The 17397-nt window shown below is 53.5% G+C and carries 15 protein-coding genes; 12 read left to right on the forward strand and 3 right to left on the reverse strand.

The features are described from left to right. Nucleotides 1–19 precede the first annotated feature (19 nt). Nucleotides 20–475: a hypothetical protein gene (locus tag J0A68_RS04165; protein ID WP_206576923.1), complete on the reverse strand. Its 456-nt coding sequence runs from the start codon at nucleotides 473–475 to the stop codon at nucleotides 20–22. Nucleotides 476–765: 290 nt separating this feature from the next. Here J0A68_RS04165 and J0A68_RS04170 point away from each other — a divergent pair, with 290 nt between their 5' ends. The 9 genes from J0A68_RS04170 to J0A68_RS04210 all read left to right on the forward strand — a co-directional run bounded on the left by J0A68_RS04170 (nucleotide 766) and on the right by J0A68_RS04210 (nucleotide 9311). Continuing rightward, on the forward strand, nucleotides 766–1563 hold the full coding sequence (locus J0A68_RS04170; protein ID WP_206576924.1) for a LytR/AlgR family response regulator transcription factor: 798 nt from the start codon (nucleotides 766–768) through the stop codon (nucleotides 1561–1563). 71 nt (nucleotides 1564–1634) lie between these two features. Continuing rightward, nucleotides 1635–2051 (forward strand): RrF2 family transcriptional regulator, encoded by a 417-nt coding sequence (locus J0A68_RS04175; RefSeq protein WP_206576925.1) that lies wholly within the window; start codon nucleotides 1635–1637, stop codon nucleotides 2049–2051. Between the two features lie 74 nt (nucleotides 2052–2125). Further along, on the forward strand, nucleotides 2126–2404 hold the full coding sequence (locus tag J0A68_RS04180) for a DUF2061 domain-containing protein (protein ID WP_206576926.1): 279 nt from the start codon (nucleotides 2126–2128) through the stop codon (nucleotides 2402–2404). After that, nucleotides 2373–3077, forward strand: a complete 705-nt coding sequence (locus J0A68_RS04185; RefSeq protein WP_206576927.1) for a phosphoadenylyl-sulfate reductase — start codon at nucleotides 2373–2375, stop codon at nucleotides 3075–3077. The genes J0A68_RS04180 and J0A68_RS04185 overlap by 32 nt, the downstream gene beginning before the upstream one ends. A gap of 110 nt (nucleotides 3078–3187) precedes the next feature. Continuing rightward, nucleotides 3188–4087: a sulfate adenylyltransferase subunit CysD gene (cysD, locus tag J0A68_RS04190; RefSeq protein WP_206576928.1), complete on the forward strand. Its 900-nt coding sequence runs from the start codon at nucleotides 3188–3190 to the stop codon at nucleotides 4085–4087. A gap of 124 nt (nucleotides 4088–4211) precedes the next feature. Next, nucleotides 4212–5471, forward strand: coding sequence for a sulfate adenylyltransferase subunit 1 (locus tag J0A68_RS04195; RefSeq protein ID WP_206576929.1), 1260 nt, complete (start codon nucleotides 4212–4214; stop codon nucleotides 5469–5471). Between the two features lie 131 nt (nucleotides 5472–5602). Continuing rightward, nucleotides 5603–7702, forward strand: coding sequence for a ferredoxin-like domain-containing protein (locus tag J0A68_RS04200; RefSeq protein WP_206576930.1), 2100 nt, complete (start codon nucleotides 5603–5605; stop codon nucleotides 7700–7702). Then, nucleotides 7699–8469 carry a uroporphyrinogen-III C-methyltransferase gene (gene cobA, locus J0A68_RS04205; protein WP_206576931.1) on the forward strand — a complete coding sequence of 257 codons (771 nt, stop codon included), beginning with the start codon at nucleotides 7699–7701 and terminating at the stop codon, nucleotides 8467–8469. Before J0A68_RS04200 ends, cobA begins: the two co-directional genes overlap by 4 nt. Nucleotides 8470–8735: 266 nt before the next feature. After that, the gene (locus tag J0A68_RS04210; RefSeq protein ID WP_206576932.1) at nucleotides 8736–9311 is read left to right on the forward strand and encodes a precorrin-2 dehydrogenase/sirohydrochlorin ferrochelatase family protein; all 576 of its coding nucleotides are present in this window, start codon (nucleotides 8736–8738) and stop codon (nucleotides 9309–9311) included. Between the two features lie 144 nt (nucleotides 9312–9455). Here J0A68_RS04210 and J0A68_RS04215 read toward each other — a convergent pair whose 3' ends face one another. Both J0A68_RS04215 and J0A68_RS04220 read right to left on the reverse strand, forming a co-directional pair. Beyond that, a complete protein-coding gene (locus J0A68_RS04215) occupies nucleotides 9456–10556 on the reverse strand; it encodes an acyltransferase family protein (RefSeq protein ID WP_236021333.1) in 1101 nt (366 codons plus the stop codon). Nucleotides 10557–10674: 118 nt separating this feature from the next. After that, the gene (locus tag J0A68_RS04220; protein WP_236021334.1) at nucleotides 10675–11217 is read right to left on the reverse strand and encodes an ankyrin repeat domain-containing protein; all 543 of its coding nucleotides are present in this window, start codon (nucleotides 11215–11217) and stop codon (nucleotides 10675–10677) included. Nucleotides 11218–11614: 397 nt separating this feature from the next. Between J0A68_RS04220 and J0A68_RS04225 the strand changes: the two genes are divergently transcribed. From J0A68_RS04225 to J0A68_RS04235, 3 genes are all read left to right on the forward strand, one after another. Beyond that, nucleotides 11615–13681 (forward strand): helix-turn-helix domain-containing protein, encoded by a 2067-nt coding sequence (locus J0A68_RS04225; RefSeq protein WP_206576934.1) that lies wholly within the window; start codon nucleotides 11615–11617, stop codon nucleotides 13679–13681. A gap of 90 nt (nucleotides 13682–13771) precedes the next feature. After that, nucleotides 13772–15025, forward strand: a complete 1254-nt coding sequence (gene metK, locus J0A68_RS04230) for a methionine adenosyltransferase (protein ID WP_206576935.1) — start codon at nucleotides 13772–13774, stop codon at nucleotides 15023–15025. Between the two features lie 181 nt (nucleotides 15026–15206). After that, nucleotides 15207–17381, forward strand: coding sequence for a bifunctional alpha,alpha-trehalose-phosphate synthase (UDP-forming)/trehalose-phosphatase (locus J0A68_RS04235; protein WP_206576936.1), 2175 nt, complete (start codon nucleotides 15207–15209; stop codon nucleotides 17379–17381). Nucleotides 17382–17397 lie beyond the last annotated feature (16 nt).

The following is a 17397-nucleotide window of genomic DNA, read 5'->3' on the forward strand; positions in this document are numbered from 1 at the left end:
GTTTTTTCTTTTCGATACCTTATCTCAAATAGGCCAGCAGCTCCGCATCAGCCAGTTCCTTGGACTTATAGTACAGGCTGATCTGGTGGTCTGCGTGCGCTTTTTCGAGCTGTCGTAGCTCCGCTACCGAAACTTTCATAGGCTTGTTTTCGCTGGGACTGTTGGCAAAGCTCCACTGCTTGAGCTCATGGCCTTGGGCATCTTTCAGTACAATCACGCGCTCGCTGCCCGAGCCGGACTTGACGGTGCAGTGGTTGTACTTGACCCAAAGCAGGTCTTGGGGAGCAGCTTTGTCCAGTTGCAGCGTGCGTAGATTCAGGGGTTGGTTGATGTACTGCTTTAGGATCAGCTTGTCGTTCAGGTAGATCTCATAGCTGTCCAGGCCGAGCTTGGGAGAAAAGGCCATCGTCGTCAGGCCGATCAGGAGTGCCGCCAGCAGGCTGGCGAGAGTGGTTTTTGCATTTAGAGTTTTCATGGTGTGATTCGTTGAAGTGAGTTTGTGTTTTTTTAACTTGTGTAGAAGCCTTCCCATCCCCTCATTCAGAGCCGGTTGAAAAAGGACGGAGGGAAAGCCCTTGGGTAAGCTTACGCCGATCCTCAAAAAAGGTAAAATGCCTAGCCCGGAAAGTAGACCAACGGCTCGGATACTAGACTTAGGATAGGCGAGGATAGGTGGTTCGTTGGTCGACTATATGCGCCTTTGGTCTATTCCCTAGGATCGGAAGCCGGATTTGTGCGTAATTGATGCTTAGACCTCCACTGCCTATGTCAGCAACCTTTCGCTCCAAACTTTTGTCCCGCACCCAGCTCCTTCACCTGCTGTTTTGGACGGTGATCACGCTGATTTTTATTTACGACAGGCGATACCTGATCATGAAGTTTCGCCTGCCGGAGCACTTCATTGCCTGTGTGGTCGTGAGGATGGGACTCTTGATTTCGCTGGTGTATTTTCATCTGAATGTGCTCGTGCCGCGTTATTTCCAAACCCGGAAATACGGATTGTACACCCCGCTGCTCTTGCTTTCGCTCGGGATCTACGTCAGCCTGCAAAATGCCTATGACATCTACCTCTATGGATTTGTGATCGGGGATGTGCGGAGCAGGGACTTTTGGAGCGCCTTTCCCTACAACTTTTTTACCACGCTGTGGTATCTGGCGCTCACCGCGGGACTGAAGTTGAGCTTGGATCGCTATGGAGAAAAGGGAAAAACAAGCCAGGACGTGGAGCTATCCGCTGGCCTCCATTCTGTGGATAGGCAGGTGATGCTGAAAAGCGGCACCAAGCAGGTCAGGGTCGACCTCGACTCGGTCACCCATGTCAAGGGCCTCAAGGACTACTCCATCGTCTATACTGAAGATGATCAGGTCATCGTGAAGGGCTCGCTGAAAAGTGCTGAGCAGCTGCTGGGGTTAAAAAAACTGGTGCGTGTCCACAAATCCTACCTTGTGGCGTTGGATAGGATCAAGACCATCGAGGGAAACCAGATCATCTTGGACCAGCATTCCATCCCTATCGGGAGGTCGTATAAAAAGGAGCTTTTTCAGCATTTGGTACCTTCCTGATCCTTTATCTTTCCAAAAGCGATACCCCACTTCGGCACTAGGCTATTCGTCTTTTTATCGTATTTTTGATCATGCTTTCCAAAAAGACCAAATACGCCCTCCACGCCCTGACCTACCTCGGCAAGCACCGGGAAAACAAGACCGTCCTCATCCAGGATATCGCCGAGGAGCATGGGATTTCCCACAAGTTTTTGGAAAACATCCTCCTCGAGCTGAGAAAGGCGGGCTACCTCGGCAGCAAAAAGGGAAAAGGCGGAGGCTACTACCTCATCAAGGAGCCCAAAGAAATCCCCCTTTCCCGCATCATCAGACTGCTCGACGGCCCCATTGCCCTGCTCCCCTGCGTCAGCCTCAACTACTATGAACCCTGCGCAGAATGCAAAAGCGAGGTCCAATGCGGGATCAATAAAGTGATGGTGCAGGTGCGGGATGAGACGCTTAAGATATTGGAAAACAAGTCTTTGCAGGATATTCTGGACGGGGAATAAAATTTTTTATCCATAAACTCTATAAAATTTATAGGGATTATATACTTTTGTTTTTCCCATCCGTAAAGAAAGCCATGATACTAGATCAAATAGCAAAGAAGTTCTTTTCCCCCAAGTCGGGAAAAGACAGCAATGCCAAAAGCCTGCTAAAGTCTATCTCTTGGAGGATCGTGGGGACGCTGGATACCATCGTGATATCCTACTTTATCACCGGACAGCTGGTCATGGCGGTGTCGATCGGATCGGTGGAGGTTTTCTCCAAGATCATCCTCTACTATTTCCATGAGCGCGTATGGGAAAACGCAACCAAAAACAAAATCGATGAGCCAAAGCCTGAATACATCCGATCTTGAGTCGAGACTCGAATCGCTGAGTGCGGGAGAGGGCTTGGCCTTGATCGCCGAGCTGTTCCCTGGTAAGGTGGTCTTCTCCACCTCTCTTGGCCAGGAAGACCAGGTCATCACCCAGCTGATCGCTACGCAAAACCTGCCGGTGCAGATCTTTTCCCTGGACACGGGAAGGCTTTTTCCGGAGACACTGGAGCTGCTGGCCCGTACCGAGAGCAAATACAAAACCCGAATAAAGGTTTACTATCCCGAAACTTCCTCGGTGGAAAAGCTGGTGGGCGAGATCGGGATCAACGGCTTCTACGAGTCGGTCGAAAACCGCAAGTCCTGCTGCTATGTCCGCAAGGTGGAACCGCTCAAGCGGGCTCTTGCCGGCAACGAGGTCTGGATCACTGGCCTTCGTGCGGAGCAGAGTGCCAATCGTGGCGGGATGAAGCGGGTGGAATGGGACGAGGCCAATCAAATCCTCAAATACAATCCGCTTTTGGACTGGACTTTTGACCAGATGATCGCCTATATCAACGAGCACAAAATCCCCTACAACCCGCTCCACGACCAAGGCTTCGTCAGCATAGGCTGCGCTCCTTGTACGCGGGCGATTTTCCCCGGAGAAGATGCCCGCGCTGGCCGCTGGTGGTGGGAAGATTCCAAGAAGGAGTGTGGGCTGCATGCCAAGTGAGAGGCGAGAGGCTAGATACAAGACACAAGACGCTAGACATAAGAATAATCGGATAGAAGTCCTTTTTGCCTCGTAAATCGTACTTCGTAAATCCTAAATCAAAATCGCAAATGGAGAACCTATTCATACCTAACCCCAAAGAAGCAGAGTCGATCCAAATCCTAAGGGAAGTGGCGGCGCAGTTTGAGCGACCCGTCCTGCTTTTTTCCGGAGGAAAAGACTCGATCACCTTGGTCAGATTGGCTCAAAAGGCCTTTTTCCCTGCGAAAATCCCCTTCCCACTCCTTCACGTGGACACAGGGCACAACTTCCCTGAGACCATCGAGTTTCGTGACAACCTGGTGAAAGAGCTTGGCCTGGAGCTGATCGTGCGCAACGTGCAGGACTCCATCGACCAAGGCAAGGTGCGTGAGGAGCGCGGCCGCTATGCGAGCCGAAACACGCTGCAGACGACGACTTTGCTCGACGCCATTGAGGAGTTCAAGTTTGACGCTTGTATCGGGGGAGCGAGAAGGGACGAGGAGAAGGCCCGGGCCAAAGAGCGCGTGTTTTCCGTTCGTGACGACTTTGGACAGTGGGATGAAAAAAACCAGCGTCCGGAGCTTTTTGACATGCTCAATGGCAAGATCCACGTGGGTCAAAACGTACGCTGCTTTCCGATCTCCAACTGGACTGAGCTGGACGTGTGGGAATACATCCGCACCGAAAACATCGCCATCCCCAGCATCTACTTCGCGCACAAGCGGGAGGTATTCTTCCGCGACGGCATGATCTGGACTGCCAACGAACACGTGTTCCGCGAGGCACATGAGGAAGTGGTGGAGAAAATGGTCCGCTTCCGCACCGTGGGCGACATGACCTGTACTGCGGCGGTACTTTCCGAAGCGGTCTCCCTGGACGACGTGGTTTCCGAAATCAGACTTTCTACCATCTCCGAGCGAGGTGCCCGTATCGACGACAAGCGCTCCGAGGCGGCAATGGAGACGAGAAAGAAAGTGGGATACTTCTAAGTATCAAGATACAAGTAGCTAGTATCAAGAAGCTGTGCCGCTTCTCCAGAAGCTGCGCAACAAGCGAAAAAGCTTTTAAAACCATCCATGGACTATCGTCCATCAACTATCGACTTAACAAACAATGGATATACAAGGCAGAAAACTCATCAAGATCGCCACAGCAGGTTCCGTGGATGACGGCAAAAGCACCCTGATCGGTCGTTTGCTGTACGACACCAACTCCCTGACCACGGACAAGATAGAGGCCATCGAACGCAACTCTAAGCAGCGAGGCTACGACTACCTGGACTTTTCCCTCGCCACCGACGGACTGGTGGCTGAGCGCGAGCAGGGCATCACCATCGATGTGGCGCACATCTATTTCAATACCGACAAGACCAATTTCATCGTAGCCGATACTCCGGGCCACGTGGAATATACCCGAAACATGGTCACAGGAGCCTCCACTTCCCAAGTGGCGGTGATCCTGATCGATGCCCGCAAAGGCGTGATCGAGCAGACCTATCGCCATTTTTTCATCAGCAACCTCCTCCGCATCTCCCACGTGGTAGTTGCCATCAACAAGATGGATCTCGTGGACTACAGCGAGGATGTGTTCCTGAAAATCAAGAGCGACTTCGATGCGCTGGTGGAGAAAAGCAACTTCCACGAAGACCAGATCACCTTCATCCCTGTCTCTGCCTTGAAGGGGGAAAATGTGACCCGTAAGTCTGAACACATGCCTTGGTATGTGGGCAACACGCTTTTGGATCATTTGGAGATCCTAGAGCCGGAAGACCTCCAAGAACGCTCGGTGGCGAGATTCCCCGTGCAGTACGTGATCCGTCCAAAGACCGAAGCTTACCACGACTTCCGCGGATTTTCCGGCAAGCTCCACGGACACAGCCTGAAGGTAGGCGACGAAGTGACCGTCCTTCCGTCTGGAAACAAATCCAAGATCAAGAGCATCGAGTTTTTTGACCAAAAACTGGAATGGGTAGCCGCTGGAGCCTCGGTGACGATCACCCTCGAGGACGAGGTGGACTGCAGCCGCGGCGACATGATCGTGCGGGCCGGCGAGGAGCCAAAGAGCGAAAAGGCCATCTCCGCCACCCTTTGCCAAGTCAACAGCAAGGCGCTTAAGGTAGGAGGAAAGTACATTCTCCAGCACGGCGTCAACCGTGTCTTGGCCAAAGTGGATCAGATCGAGTCCCGCATCCACACGGACTTCAGCGGAGGAGAAGAGGCGGACCAACTGCGACTGAATGACATCGGCCGGGTGCATTTCCGCCTCAGCAAGCCTATCCATTTTGATTCCTACGAGACCAGCAAATCCAACGGGGCCTTTATCCTCATCGACGAGGGCACCTATGATACGGTGAGTGTGGGTTTCATAAATTGAAAAATTGCGCTAAGCAACCGAATTGACAATTGAAAATCCCGAGACCCACTCCCCCTTGCAAAGGGGGCAAGGGGGATTTTCAAGAAATCTTTAAAACATAGTCCCCTTTCTGGGAAAAACCTATTACAGCCATGCAAAGCTTTCGAACCGAACTTGAAAATCCGATTGTAGCCAAAGATATTCTTGAGTTGGAGCGCAAAATCGCCCTCTTTCGGGAGGGAAAGATAGACGAGGAAAAATTCCGCAGCCTGCGCCTCGCGCGTGGGGTCTATGGCCAGCGCCAGCCGGGCGTGCAGATGGTCCGCATCAAGCTTCCCTATGGCCGGGCGACCTCAGCCCAGCTGCGCAGGATCTGCGCGGTGTCCGAGGAGTATTCCATCGGCCGTCTGCACATCACGACCCGCCAGGATATCCAGATCCACTTTGTGAGTCTGGACCGCACGCCGGAGCTGTGGGCGGAGCTGGAGCGGGATGATGTGACGCTGCGTGAGGCCTGCGGCAACACGGTCAGAAACGTCACCGCTTCCGAGACGGCCGGTATCGATCCCAAGGAGCCTTTTGATGTGACTCCCTATGCGGATGCGACGTTCCGATATTTCCTCAGAAACCCGGTTTGCCAGGAGATGGGCCGGAAGTTCAAGATGTCCTTTTCCTCGTCCGACGAGGACAATGCGCTGAGCTACCTGCACGACTTGGGCTTTATCGCCAAGGTCAAAGAAATCGACGGCAAGTCCGTCAGAGGCTTTAAGGTGCTTCTCGGTGGAGGTCTGGGTTCCCAGCCGCGCCATGCCGACGTGATCTCCGAGTTTGTGGAGACTGACCAGATCATTCCTTTCATCGAGGCAGTGCTTCGGATCTTTGACCGTCATGGAGAGAGAGCCCGGAGAAACAAGGCCAGAATGAAGTTTCTGGTGAAGGACTTGGGCATCGAGGCCTTTTTGGAACTGGTGGAAAAAGAGCGTAAAGCGCTGAGGTTCCAGACTTTCCCGCTGGACTTCGAAGACTACGAGGCTGGCAGAATCCTGCCAAATCCTCCCAGCCCTGCGCTGGACGGGGAGCTGGGACTGGACTTTGAGCTTTGGAAGCTGACCAACGTGCTTCCGCAAAAGCAGGACGGCTACGTGTCCATCGGGGTCAAGGTCTCTCTCGGGGACTTCTATCTGGATCAAGCCCGACCTTTGGCTGATTTGGTGGAGACCTACGCGGCCGGTGAGGTTCGCTTTACTTTGAGACAAAACATCCTGATCCGTGACGTGCGGGAGGATTTGGTTCCTTTCTTTTATCAAGAATTGAAAAAGATCCGACTCGCCGACCGCGGCTACAATACACTCGGCGACATCACGGCATGCCCCGGCACCGATACCTGTAATCTGGGCATCGCCAGCTCCACCGGTATCGCGGCCGAGCTGGAAAAAGTGATCCTCGACGAGTATCCGCAATACTTGCAAAACAAAGATCTGGTGATCAAGATCTCCGGATGTATGAATGCCTGCGGGCAGCACAACATGGCCCACATCGGCTTTCAGGGCATGTCCATGAAGGCGGGCAAAAGAGTCATTCCAGCCTTGCAGGTCCTACTAGGCGGGGGAAATTTGGGAGATGGCAGCGGAAGGTTTGCCGACAAGGTGACCAAAGTCCCCAGCCGAAGAGGTCCTCAGGCTTTGCGTATTTTGCTGGAGGATTTTGAGAAAAATGCCGCCGGTCAGGACTTTCTCAGCTACTACGATCAGCAGGGGCAGATCTATTTCTACGAGCTGCTCAAGGAACTCAGCGATGCGTCGACCACCTCCGAGGCGGACGCCATCGATTGGGGCAACCAAGAGGCCTATGAGGTCGCTGTGGGTGTGGGCGAATGCGCGGGTGTGGTCATCGACCTCGTGGCGACTTTGCTTTTGGAGGCTTTGGAAAAGCTGGAGCTTGGTCGCACTGCACTGGAGGAAGGCCGCTGGTCAGACAGCATCTACCACCACTATGCGGGTCTGATCAACGCCGCCAAGGCACTTCTGCTCAGCGACGACACCAGCACCAACAGCTACGCAAACATCATTTCCCTCTTTGACGAGAAATACGTCGAGACTGGCAAAATCAACCTTGGAGGCTCATTTGCGGACAAGGTTTACCAGATCAACCAGCATGAACCTAGCGAGGCTTTTGCACATGCCTACGCCGCCCAGGCCATGGAGGTGTACAACCTGTTGAAGTCTTACCGTGAGGCGGAGGTGGAAGCATGAGAGCGCCCATCTATCCAAAAGTCACCCTCGTAGGTGCTGGGCCCGGGGATCCGGAGCTGATCACGCTTAAGGCCGTTTTGGCGCTCAACAAAGCCGACGTGGTGCTGTATGATGCGCTGATCGACCCGGTGCTGCTGAAGCATGCCCCGGAGACGGCTCTGAAGATTTTCGTAGGAAAGCGTGTAGGCAAGCATTCCACGGCTCAGGAGGATACAAACCAGCTTTGTGTCAGCCTCGCCAAAAAGCATGGCCATGTGGTTCGGCTGAAAGGCGGCGACCCCTTTGTCTTTGGTCGGGGAGCGGAGGAGATCGAGTACATCGAGTCCTTTGGGATTGCGACGGAGCTGGTGCCTGGCATCACTTCAGCGATAGCGGTTCCGGCTTCTGCTGGGATTCCAGTGACCAAAAGGGGAACTTCCGAAAGTTTCTGGGTGGTGACCGGTACCACGAGCAGCGGTGAACTTTCCCGGGATTTGGGGTTGGCTGCGCAGTCCACTGCGACCGTAGTGGTCTTGATGGGCACGAGGAAGCTTGGCGAAATTGTAAGCGTCTACCAAGCCTGCGGTAAGTCCGAACTCCCCATCGCCATCATCCAAAGTGGGACGACCAGGGAGGAGCGCATTGTGGCGGGCTTTGTCGGAGATATCGAGCAAAAGGCTTTTGATTCCAATATGGAAGCTCCGGCGATCATCATCATTGGCGAGGTCGTGCGCGAAAGCCAAAAGCTGGCGGAGGTCTATCGGATCGCGGTGGGCAGTCTGCAGTAAGCAGTTGTTCAGTTTGCAGTGGGCAGTTTGCAGTAGCAGTGGAAACCCTTTCGACTTTGCGACTCCCGTCGCTCAGATGAAGGTTCCATCAGGCTAAACGCCTGACGGTAGGCATGGAGTCGGCGCTTTTGTTAGTTTGAGTGGTAAGCTCCAGGAATGGGGCTAACTTTACAACTTTGCCACCTTACCACTTTCTAACTCTTGAATCTACCATCTTGCTACTAACGTCTTGATACTTTATACTAGCTTCTTGATACTAAAACAAAATGAACCAGCTCTATCCCATCTTCCTCAAAGTGCATGAACTCAACGTCCTCTTGGTCGGCGGGGGAAATGTGGGTACGGAAAAGCTGGAATTTTTGCTCAAGTCCAGTCCTCGGGCGCAGGTCACGGCGGTCGCCAAAGCGTTTAGCCCAAGCTTTCTCGAAGTAGCGGGCAGGAGCGAAACGGTCACGATGATCGAGGATGCCTATGATGAGAAATACCTTGGCGGAAAGCACATCGTGATCGCCGCCACGGATGACAAAGCGGTCAACCGCCAGATCCGGGACGAGGCCAAGGAACGCTTTCTCCTCGTCAATGTGGCCGACACGCCGGATCTCTGTGACTTTTACCTGGGTGGCATTGTGACCAAAGGCAACCTAAAAATCGCCATCAGCACCAACGGAAAATCCCCCACCACAGCCAAGCGATTGCGCCAGCTGCTCGAAGATGTACTTCCAGAAGAAATCGACGACCTGCTCCAGAATCTCCACGCTTACCGCGACACGCTCAAAGGGGATTTTGAGCAAAAGGTAAAAGCCATGAACGAGCTCACGGAGGGATTGGTGAGGAAGGGATAGGCTTATCTCGCAGCTATGCTGCTTCTACAGAAGCAGCACAATCAATTTGCAAAATCACATCTTATCTGCCGATTTCGTGATTTTTTTCACATAATCGGAACATAATCTGTGAAAAGGCTGTCCCTATCTGGGCAGCCTTTCGTTTTAGCTAGCGGTCTTCGCGAGGACCAGAGACTCCGGGCTTCGCTTCACGGGCTTCAGTCCAAACAAAGGCCTGAGAAATCCCACCCTTCGAATAATCTCGAAAGTCCCAAAACTTCCACCCAAGGTGATCCCCAGCACGCCGAAGAACTGCAACTGAACTGGAATAGCCAGCGGAAACAGCCATGCCGACCCCAAATACAGAAATGCCATATGCAGAATGTACACCGGATAGGCAGCCTCACTGAGGTAGTTCAGGGCTTTGCCGGGCTTGTTCAGGTGCTTGCTGCCAAAGGCCAGCACAGCAAAGATCCAGGCGAGCGATTCTACAGCCAGCAAATATCCGGGAATCGAGCTGCCATATTGGGCGATCCGAAAACCATAGAGCAAGCCAGCGATTGCCAAGAAAGCCCAGCGCCACTTTTGGATCATCTTCCAAAAAAGCTCGCCGCTGAGCACGAAGCAAAACCCAAAGAAGAAAGCCAACAGGCCCAAGACGAAGCCATGCCAGTTAAGCGCATAGAGCTCAAAGGGAACCGGGTCGAGCAGCATGACCTCAGCCACGAAGGCTGCCAAGACGAACAGCAGTCCCCAAGGTTGGCTAAGAGTCTTTTTGATCCAGGTCGCCAGCTTGGTGGTTTCGTTTTGCTTGAGGTAAAAAAGCAGCGGCGAAAGCAATAAGACGTAGCAGAAGATATTTCCCAAAAACCAGAGATGGCCCGGCGACCAAGTGTACGATTGGCTCATGCCGTAGTAGTGCCGCAGCAGCCAGAGGTGGATGGGCACGATGGCAAACATCCCAAAGACATAGGGAAGCAGGATACGCTGACCGCGCTCGACGATCAGCGATTTCCAGCTTCTTTTCCGCATGGCGAAGTACACGCCCATGCCCGACACGAAGAAGAGCAGCGGTATCCTCCATACATTCAGCATCGTCATCGGGATCCAAAGGGTGCTCCAGGAATCTTCAGAAGTGATGAAGCCGATCATCCGGCCCCAAGGCTGCACACCGATGGCCACGTGGTAGATCAGCAGCAGGCCGATCGCAATCACCCGCAGCCAGTCGATGTCGTAGCGTCGATGGTCTTTTATTTGAGTTTCCATGATTGTAAGTCAGAATTTCCACAAGCCTTGGCTTTCTTCCGTCTGCGGTCTTCGGTCTTCCGTCCAGCCAGAAGAAGGTTTGAGGCCAATCGCTGAGTTAAGGTTAGTTCCGGAGCATTCATTTCAGCATCTCCGCGATCTGTGGGCGGACTTTTTCCAGATAGGCATAGTCCAGCTTCAGTCCCATGGGGGCCAGCATACCTCCCATCATGTCATAGACTTCCTTCACTTGGTCAAAAGGTGCCGCGACATTTTCATAGGCAGTGGTGCCGTATTTGTTCTTGATGGTTTTGTCGGCCTTTCGGTCGAGCAGGAGCTGGACGACTTCGGGTCTTCCAAAGAAGGCTGCAGTGATCAGCGCCGTGGAGCCATCGTTGTTTTGGAAGTTGATGTCGGCTCCGGCGTCGAGCAGCAGCGTGGCGATTTCCTTTTGGTCAAAAAGCGCGGAGGAGATGAGGGGGCTGGAGCCGCCAAAGGGATCCTTTTCATTGAGGTTGCTGCCGGCGGCGATGTGCTGCTTCACCGCATCCACGTTGCCCGTGATCACGGCGGTATGGAGATCGACCTCCGGTGCCTTGGTTTTCTTCTGCGCCGAGGTGTTGCACGCGGCCAAGAGGACCATAAAGAAGAGGAAAAGGGAGGTGATGAGGCGGGATTTCATGACAGGTGTTTTCATAGTTTTTTTGGTTTGTGATGATGCTGACAAAGTAAGCGCAGGGCCCTGCGCCACACTAAACAGCCTTGCTCACAAAAGCATAAGGCTTGTGCAAGCCGATATAAACTATGGCGCAGGGATATAAAAAATCACGCAAACAAGCTCAAGGACGTTGATTTGGCTCTTTGTGCTGTATGCCTCGTCGAGCTGGAATTTGCGACTTTTGATTTGCGATCTACGAGGTCTAGGGGAGGTCGAACCAATTTTCCAATCTTGCAATTTTTCAATTTTCCAATCGATAGGCATCCAATCCCGAAGACCTCCGCACCTCACTGGAACTAACTTCCAAGCTTCGGGACCTCCCTGCCTCCCAACTTCCCCATTTTTCTCCTAGTTTTACCCCATGGCCGCCACCTCCCCCCAAGACAAGGAATTTTTGGATCAGCTGATCGACAAGATCAATGCGCACATGGGCGAGGAGGATTTTGGGGTTTCTGGTTTGGCGGAGGCCATGCACATGAGCCGGTCCAACCTGCTCCGAAAGGTGAAAAAGGTGACCAGCCTCTCCGTCTCCCAGCTCATCAACCAAACCCGTCTGGAGCGGGCGATGCAGCTCCTGCTTACCGGCACGATGAACGTCTCGGAGGTGTCCCATCAGGTAGGCTTCAACAGCCCTTCCTACTTTATCAAGTGTTTTCGCGAGCACTACGGCTATCCTCCCGGGGAGGCAGGCAAGCATCCAGAACCCAGCCCCAGTCTGGAAAAGGAGGAATCCGCCCGGCGGCCCTCCAGTCCGAAAGTGTTTGTGATTGGCGGCGTGCTGCTACTCGTATTGCTCGCAGCGGGATGGTTTTTGTCAGGCGGAGGGGCTTTGGAAGAAAAGCTTTCCCGCGAAAAATCCATCGTGGTCCTGCCCTTCAAAAATGACAGTGCCGACTCCACCAACCTCTACCTGATCAACGGGCTGATGGAGGCTACGCTAAACAACCTCCAAAAGATCAAAGACCTCCGCGTGCTCAGCCGCACTTCCGCAGAGAAATACCGGGATAGCCACAAGTCCATTCCAGAGATGGCCGAAGAGCTCGATGTGAGCTATTTCGTGGAGGGGAGTGGACAAAAAATGGGCGAACGCATCGTGCTCAATATCCAGCTGATAGAAGGGGCGACGGACCGCCACCTCTGGAGCAAGCAATACCGGAGGGAGGCAAGCGATATTTTTGCCCTGCAGCAGGAGATCTCCCGCGACATCGCCCACGAGATCCAGGCGGTGATCACCCCGGAGGAAAAGTCCCGGATCGAGAAAATCCCTACCGAAAACCTCAAGGCCTATGACTCCTTCCTCCAGGGGCTAGACCTGCTCAATGCCGGGCCGGACAACGACCTCCTCGAATCGGTGGTGTATTTCGACGAAGCCATCCGACAGGACGAGGGTTTTGCCTTGGCCTATGCCTGTGCCGGGATGGCATTTTACTACCATGACCTTTTTCGGGCGGAAAAGGAATACCTCGATCAGCTGGGGGCCTACTCCGACAAGGCCATGCTCCACGACCCCACCTCCGCCGAGAGCCATATCGCCAAGGCCATGTACTATTTGCTCAAAAAGCAGTACAGCCAGGCACTTCCCTTTTTGGAAAAAGCGCTGGAATACAAGCCCAACTCTTCCCAAGTCATCGGCTTGCTGGCGGACTTCTATGCCAACCATCTCCCCAATACGGGCAAGTATCTGGAGTACGCCCTCAAGGGCATGAAGCTGGAGTCCACCCCGGCGGACTCGGTGGCTACGAGCTATTTCTACCTTCGCCTCGGCAATGCGTTGATCCAGACGGGATTTGTCGATGAGGCCATGGAAAACTTGGACTTGTCCTTGGAGTATTTCTCCGGCAACGCCTATTCCCGATACGTGCGGGCCTTTGTGCACTATGCCAAGACCAAGGACTTGGGGAAAACCAAGGAGATGCTGATCGAGGAGTTTGCCAGGGACACGACCCGGTTTGACATCCTGCAGGATATCGCCAAGGTGAGCTACTACCTCAGGGACTATGAGTCGGCGTATTCCTACTACGAAAAATTCAACCAGATACGGGAACAGCAGCAGCTGAACGTGTACGTGCACGAAAACCAGCTCATCGGGGAGGTCTATGAAAAAGTCGGCAAAAAGGCCGAGGCGAAGCGTTTTTTTGACAGCTATCGGGCGTACATCGAGAAAGACCAGACCATCTACAAAAACCTCGGCCTGGCCATGATCCATGCCCGGGAGCGAAACTTTGACCAGGCGCTGGAGTACCTTAGGCTCTTTGCCGAGGAGGACAATATCCAGGTTTGGGTGATCCTGTTTTTGCCCCAAGACCCCATGGTGGACGAGCTTAAGAAGCTGCCGGAGTTTCAGAAGATATGGGCAGGAGTGGAAAAGAAATTTTGGGATAACCACCGCAAAATCAAGGAACAGCTGGAATACGAGGGGCTCTGGTGATTTTGGTTTTGGCGCTCTCGCCGGGCTTTTTTATCTGCCCGACTTCCCCTATTTTTGGGGCTTCAAAAAAGTAGCATTAATCCAGATTTTATGGCATATCTATTTACCTCAGAGTCAGTGTCTGAGGGTCATCCTGACAAAATCGCTGACCAGATTTCCGACGCGCTGATTGACAATTTTTTGGCCTTCGATCCCAATTCCAAAGTAGCTTGTGAAACCCTCGTGACCACTGGACAGGTCGTTTTGGCAGGGGAAGTGAAATCCGACATCTACCTGGACGTGCAGAAGATCGCCCGCGACGTGATCAACCGCATCGGCTACACCAAAAGCGAATACATGTTTGAAGGCAACTCCTGCGGGGTGCTTTCCGCTATCCACGAGCAGTCAGCCGATATCAACCAAGGCGTAGACCGCAAAACTCCGGAAGAGCAGGGAGCAGGCGACCAAGGAATGATGTTTGGCTACGCGACCGCGGAGACCGAAAACTACATGCCGCTGGCTCTGGACCTCTCCCACATGATCCTGCGGGAGCTGGCTGAGCTGAGAAGGGAAAACAAGGAAATCACCTACCTCAGACCGGACTCCAAGTCGCAGGTGACCATCGAATACAGCGACGACAACGTGCCCCAGCGCATCGACGCGATCGTGGTTTCCACCCAGCACGACGACTTTGATGAGGAGGAAGCCATGCTGGCCAAGATCAAATCCGACATCATCAATATCCTGATTCCAAGGGTGAAGGCGAAGCTGAAGCCGGAGTTGCAGAAGCTTTTCACAGCCGATATCAACTATCACATCAACCCAACCGGCAAGTTTGTGATCGGTGGGCCTCATGGCGATACCGGCCTGACCGGGCGGAAGATCATCGTGGATACCTACGGTGGCAAAGGCGCGCACGGAGGGGGGGCTTTCTCCGGAAAAGATCCTTCCAAAGTAGACCGCTCCGCAGCCTATGCTACCCGTCACATTGCCAAAAACATGGTGGCTGCCGGCGTCGCAGATGAGATCCTGGTACAGGTGTCCTATGCGATCGGCGTGGCAAAGCCCATGGGAATCTACGTCAATACTTACGGCACGGCCAAGGTAGGGCTGAGCGACGGCGAGATAGCCAAGAAAGTGGAGGCCATCTTTGACATGCGCCCCTATGCCATCGAGCAGAGACTGAAGCTCAGAAATCCGATCTACGAAGAGACTGCCGCCTATGGCCACATGGGCAGAAAGAACGAGGTCGTGACCAAGACTTTCTACTCTCCGTACCGTGACCAAATTTCCCTGGATGTGGAATTGTTTACCTGGGAAAAACTCGACTACGTCGACCAGGTGAAGGCCGCCTTCGGACTTTGATCCGATCCCAATCACAGAGAGCCCCAGTTTCCAAGCTGGGGCTTTTTTTGTTTTCGGATTTCCACTGTTTGGGCAGGGAAATTGCCTTTTTTTCAAAGTTCTTGGCCGCAATTGATTAACTTCAATGCTGTCACCAGAACGTAATCGGACTCTTGTCGTCCACTGTTTTTAATCTATTCCCATGTCAAAGACTATTATTGTATCCAATAGACTTCCTATCTCCCTCCGTCAAAAAAACGGACATTATGAATACAAACCCTCCGCTGGCGGACTGGCCACCGGGCTGGGATCCATCTACAAAGAGGGTGAAAACATCTGGATAGGCTGGCCCGGCAACGTCGTGGATGAGCCGGAAAAACGAGCGGAGATCATGCTGGATCTCCACCAGCACAAGATGGTGCCCGTCTTTCTGTCCCAGAGGGACGTGGAGGAGTTTTACGAGGGCTTCAGCAATGAGACGCTCTGGCCCGCCTTTCACTATTTCACCCAATACATTGCTTACAATCCCGAGCATTGGGAGGCCTACTACCGGGTCAACGAGCTTTTTTGCGAAGCGATCCTGAAGCGTGCGCAGCCCGACGACACGATTTGGGTACATGACTACCAGCTGCTGCTGCTGCCCAAAATGCTGCGCGAGGCGCTGCCTGATGCCACTATCGGTTTTTTCCAGCACATTCCTTTCCCATCCTATGAGATCATCCGGATGATTCCCTGGAGAAGCGAGATCCTGGAGGGGATTTGCGGGGCCGACCTGATCGGTTTCCATACCTACGACGATATGAGGCACTTCATGAGCGCAGTCAGCAGGATCATCGGGCTTTCCTCCGAAAGCGGTACCATCCAGGCGGAAAACCGCATCATCAACGTGGACTCCTTTCCGATGGGAATTGACTACGGGAAGTTTGAAAACCAGGCCAAGAGCAAAAAGACCCAAAGCCTGGTCAAAGAATACCGCAAGCAGCTGGGAGACCAGAAGCTGATCATCACCATCGATCGCCTGGACTATTCCAAGGGTATTCCCCAGCGGCTCCACGCGTTCCAAGATCTGCTTACGGACTATCCGGAGCTGCATGGAAAAGTGTCCATGATCATGATCGTGGTGCCCAGCCGCGATATGGTGCAGTCCTATAAAGAACTGAAGGAAGAGATCGACCTGCTGGTCGGCAGGATCAATTCCGCCTTCTCCACGCTCAACTGGGTGCCTGTACACTATTTCTACAGAGGATTTCCTTTTGAGGAGCTGAGCGCCTTCTACAGCATGTCGGACATCGCCCTGGTGACGCCGCTGCGTGACGGGATGAATTTGGTGTGCAAGGAGTTTGTCGCCAGCAAGATAGACCAAAAGGGCGTATTGATCCTGTCGGAAATGGCCGGTGCCTCCAAGGAGCTCCGCGAGGCGCTTTTGGTCAATCCCAACGACAAGCGGGGGGTAGTGGAAGCCATCTATCAGGCGCTTACCATGGAACCCAAAGAGCAGGAGCAGCGCATCCGCTCCATGCAGAAAAGCCTGCGGAAATACGACGTGTTCCAATGGGTGGAGGTATTCATGGACCGCTTGGGCCACGTGAAAGCCAAGCAGGCGGAGTTCAAGTCCAAAAACGTAGACCAGAAGGTCATCTCCGACATTCGACAGGCTTTTCAGTCCTCCCAAAACCCGGTGCTTTTCCTCGACTACGACGGGACGCTCACGGGCTTTACCTCCCATCCGGAAGACGCCGTGCCGGACGAGGAGCTGCGCGACTTGGTCCGAGCTCTCAGCCAAATGGCCCAAGTGGTCATCATCTCCGGCCGTGACAAGGACACTCTCGGCAAGTGGTTCGAAGGTTTTCCCATAGACCTGATCGCGGAGCACGGCGTCTGGATGCGGAAAAGGGAGGCGCCCGACAGCTGGGAGCTTTACGCCGAGGTAGATGACCATTGGAAGGAGGATATCCGCAAAATCATGGAATACTACGTACTCCGTACTCCGGGTGCATTGATAGAGGAAAAACACCACTCCCTGGTGTGGCACTACCGCAAGGTGGAAAGCGGACTGGGAGACCTGCGTATGCGGGAGCTTTTCAGCCATCTGAAATATATGGCAAGGGGCTACAACCTGCAGGTGCTCGAAGGGAACATGGTCTTGGAGATCAAGCGTCCCGACATCAACAAGGGCCGCGCCGCGCTCAACCTGATGAAAGGCCTCGAAAATGACTTTATCCTCGCCATCGGAGACGACTGGACGGACGAAGACACCTTCAAGGCCATGCCAAAGGGGGCCTTTACCATCCGGGTGGGATACAGCTACACCCAGGCTACCTACAACATCAAATCGTACAAGCAGGTCAGGCAGCTTCTCAAGTCGCTGCTAGGCTAGGAGCTAGTCGTACTCA

Origin of the sequence: Algoriphagus oliviformis (genome assembly GCF_017254915.1) — a bacterium.
Taxonomy (GTDB): Bacteria; Bacteroidota; Bacteroidia; order Cytophagales; family Cyclobacteriaceae; genus Algoriphagus; species Algoriphagus oliviformis.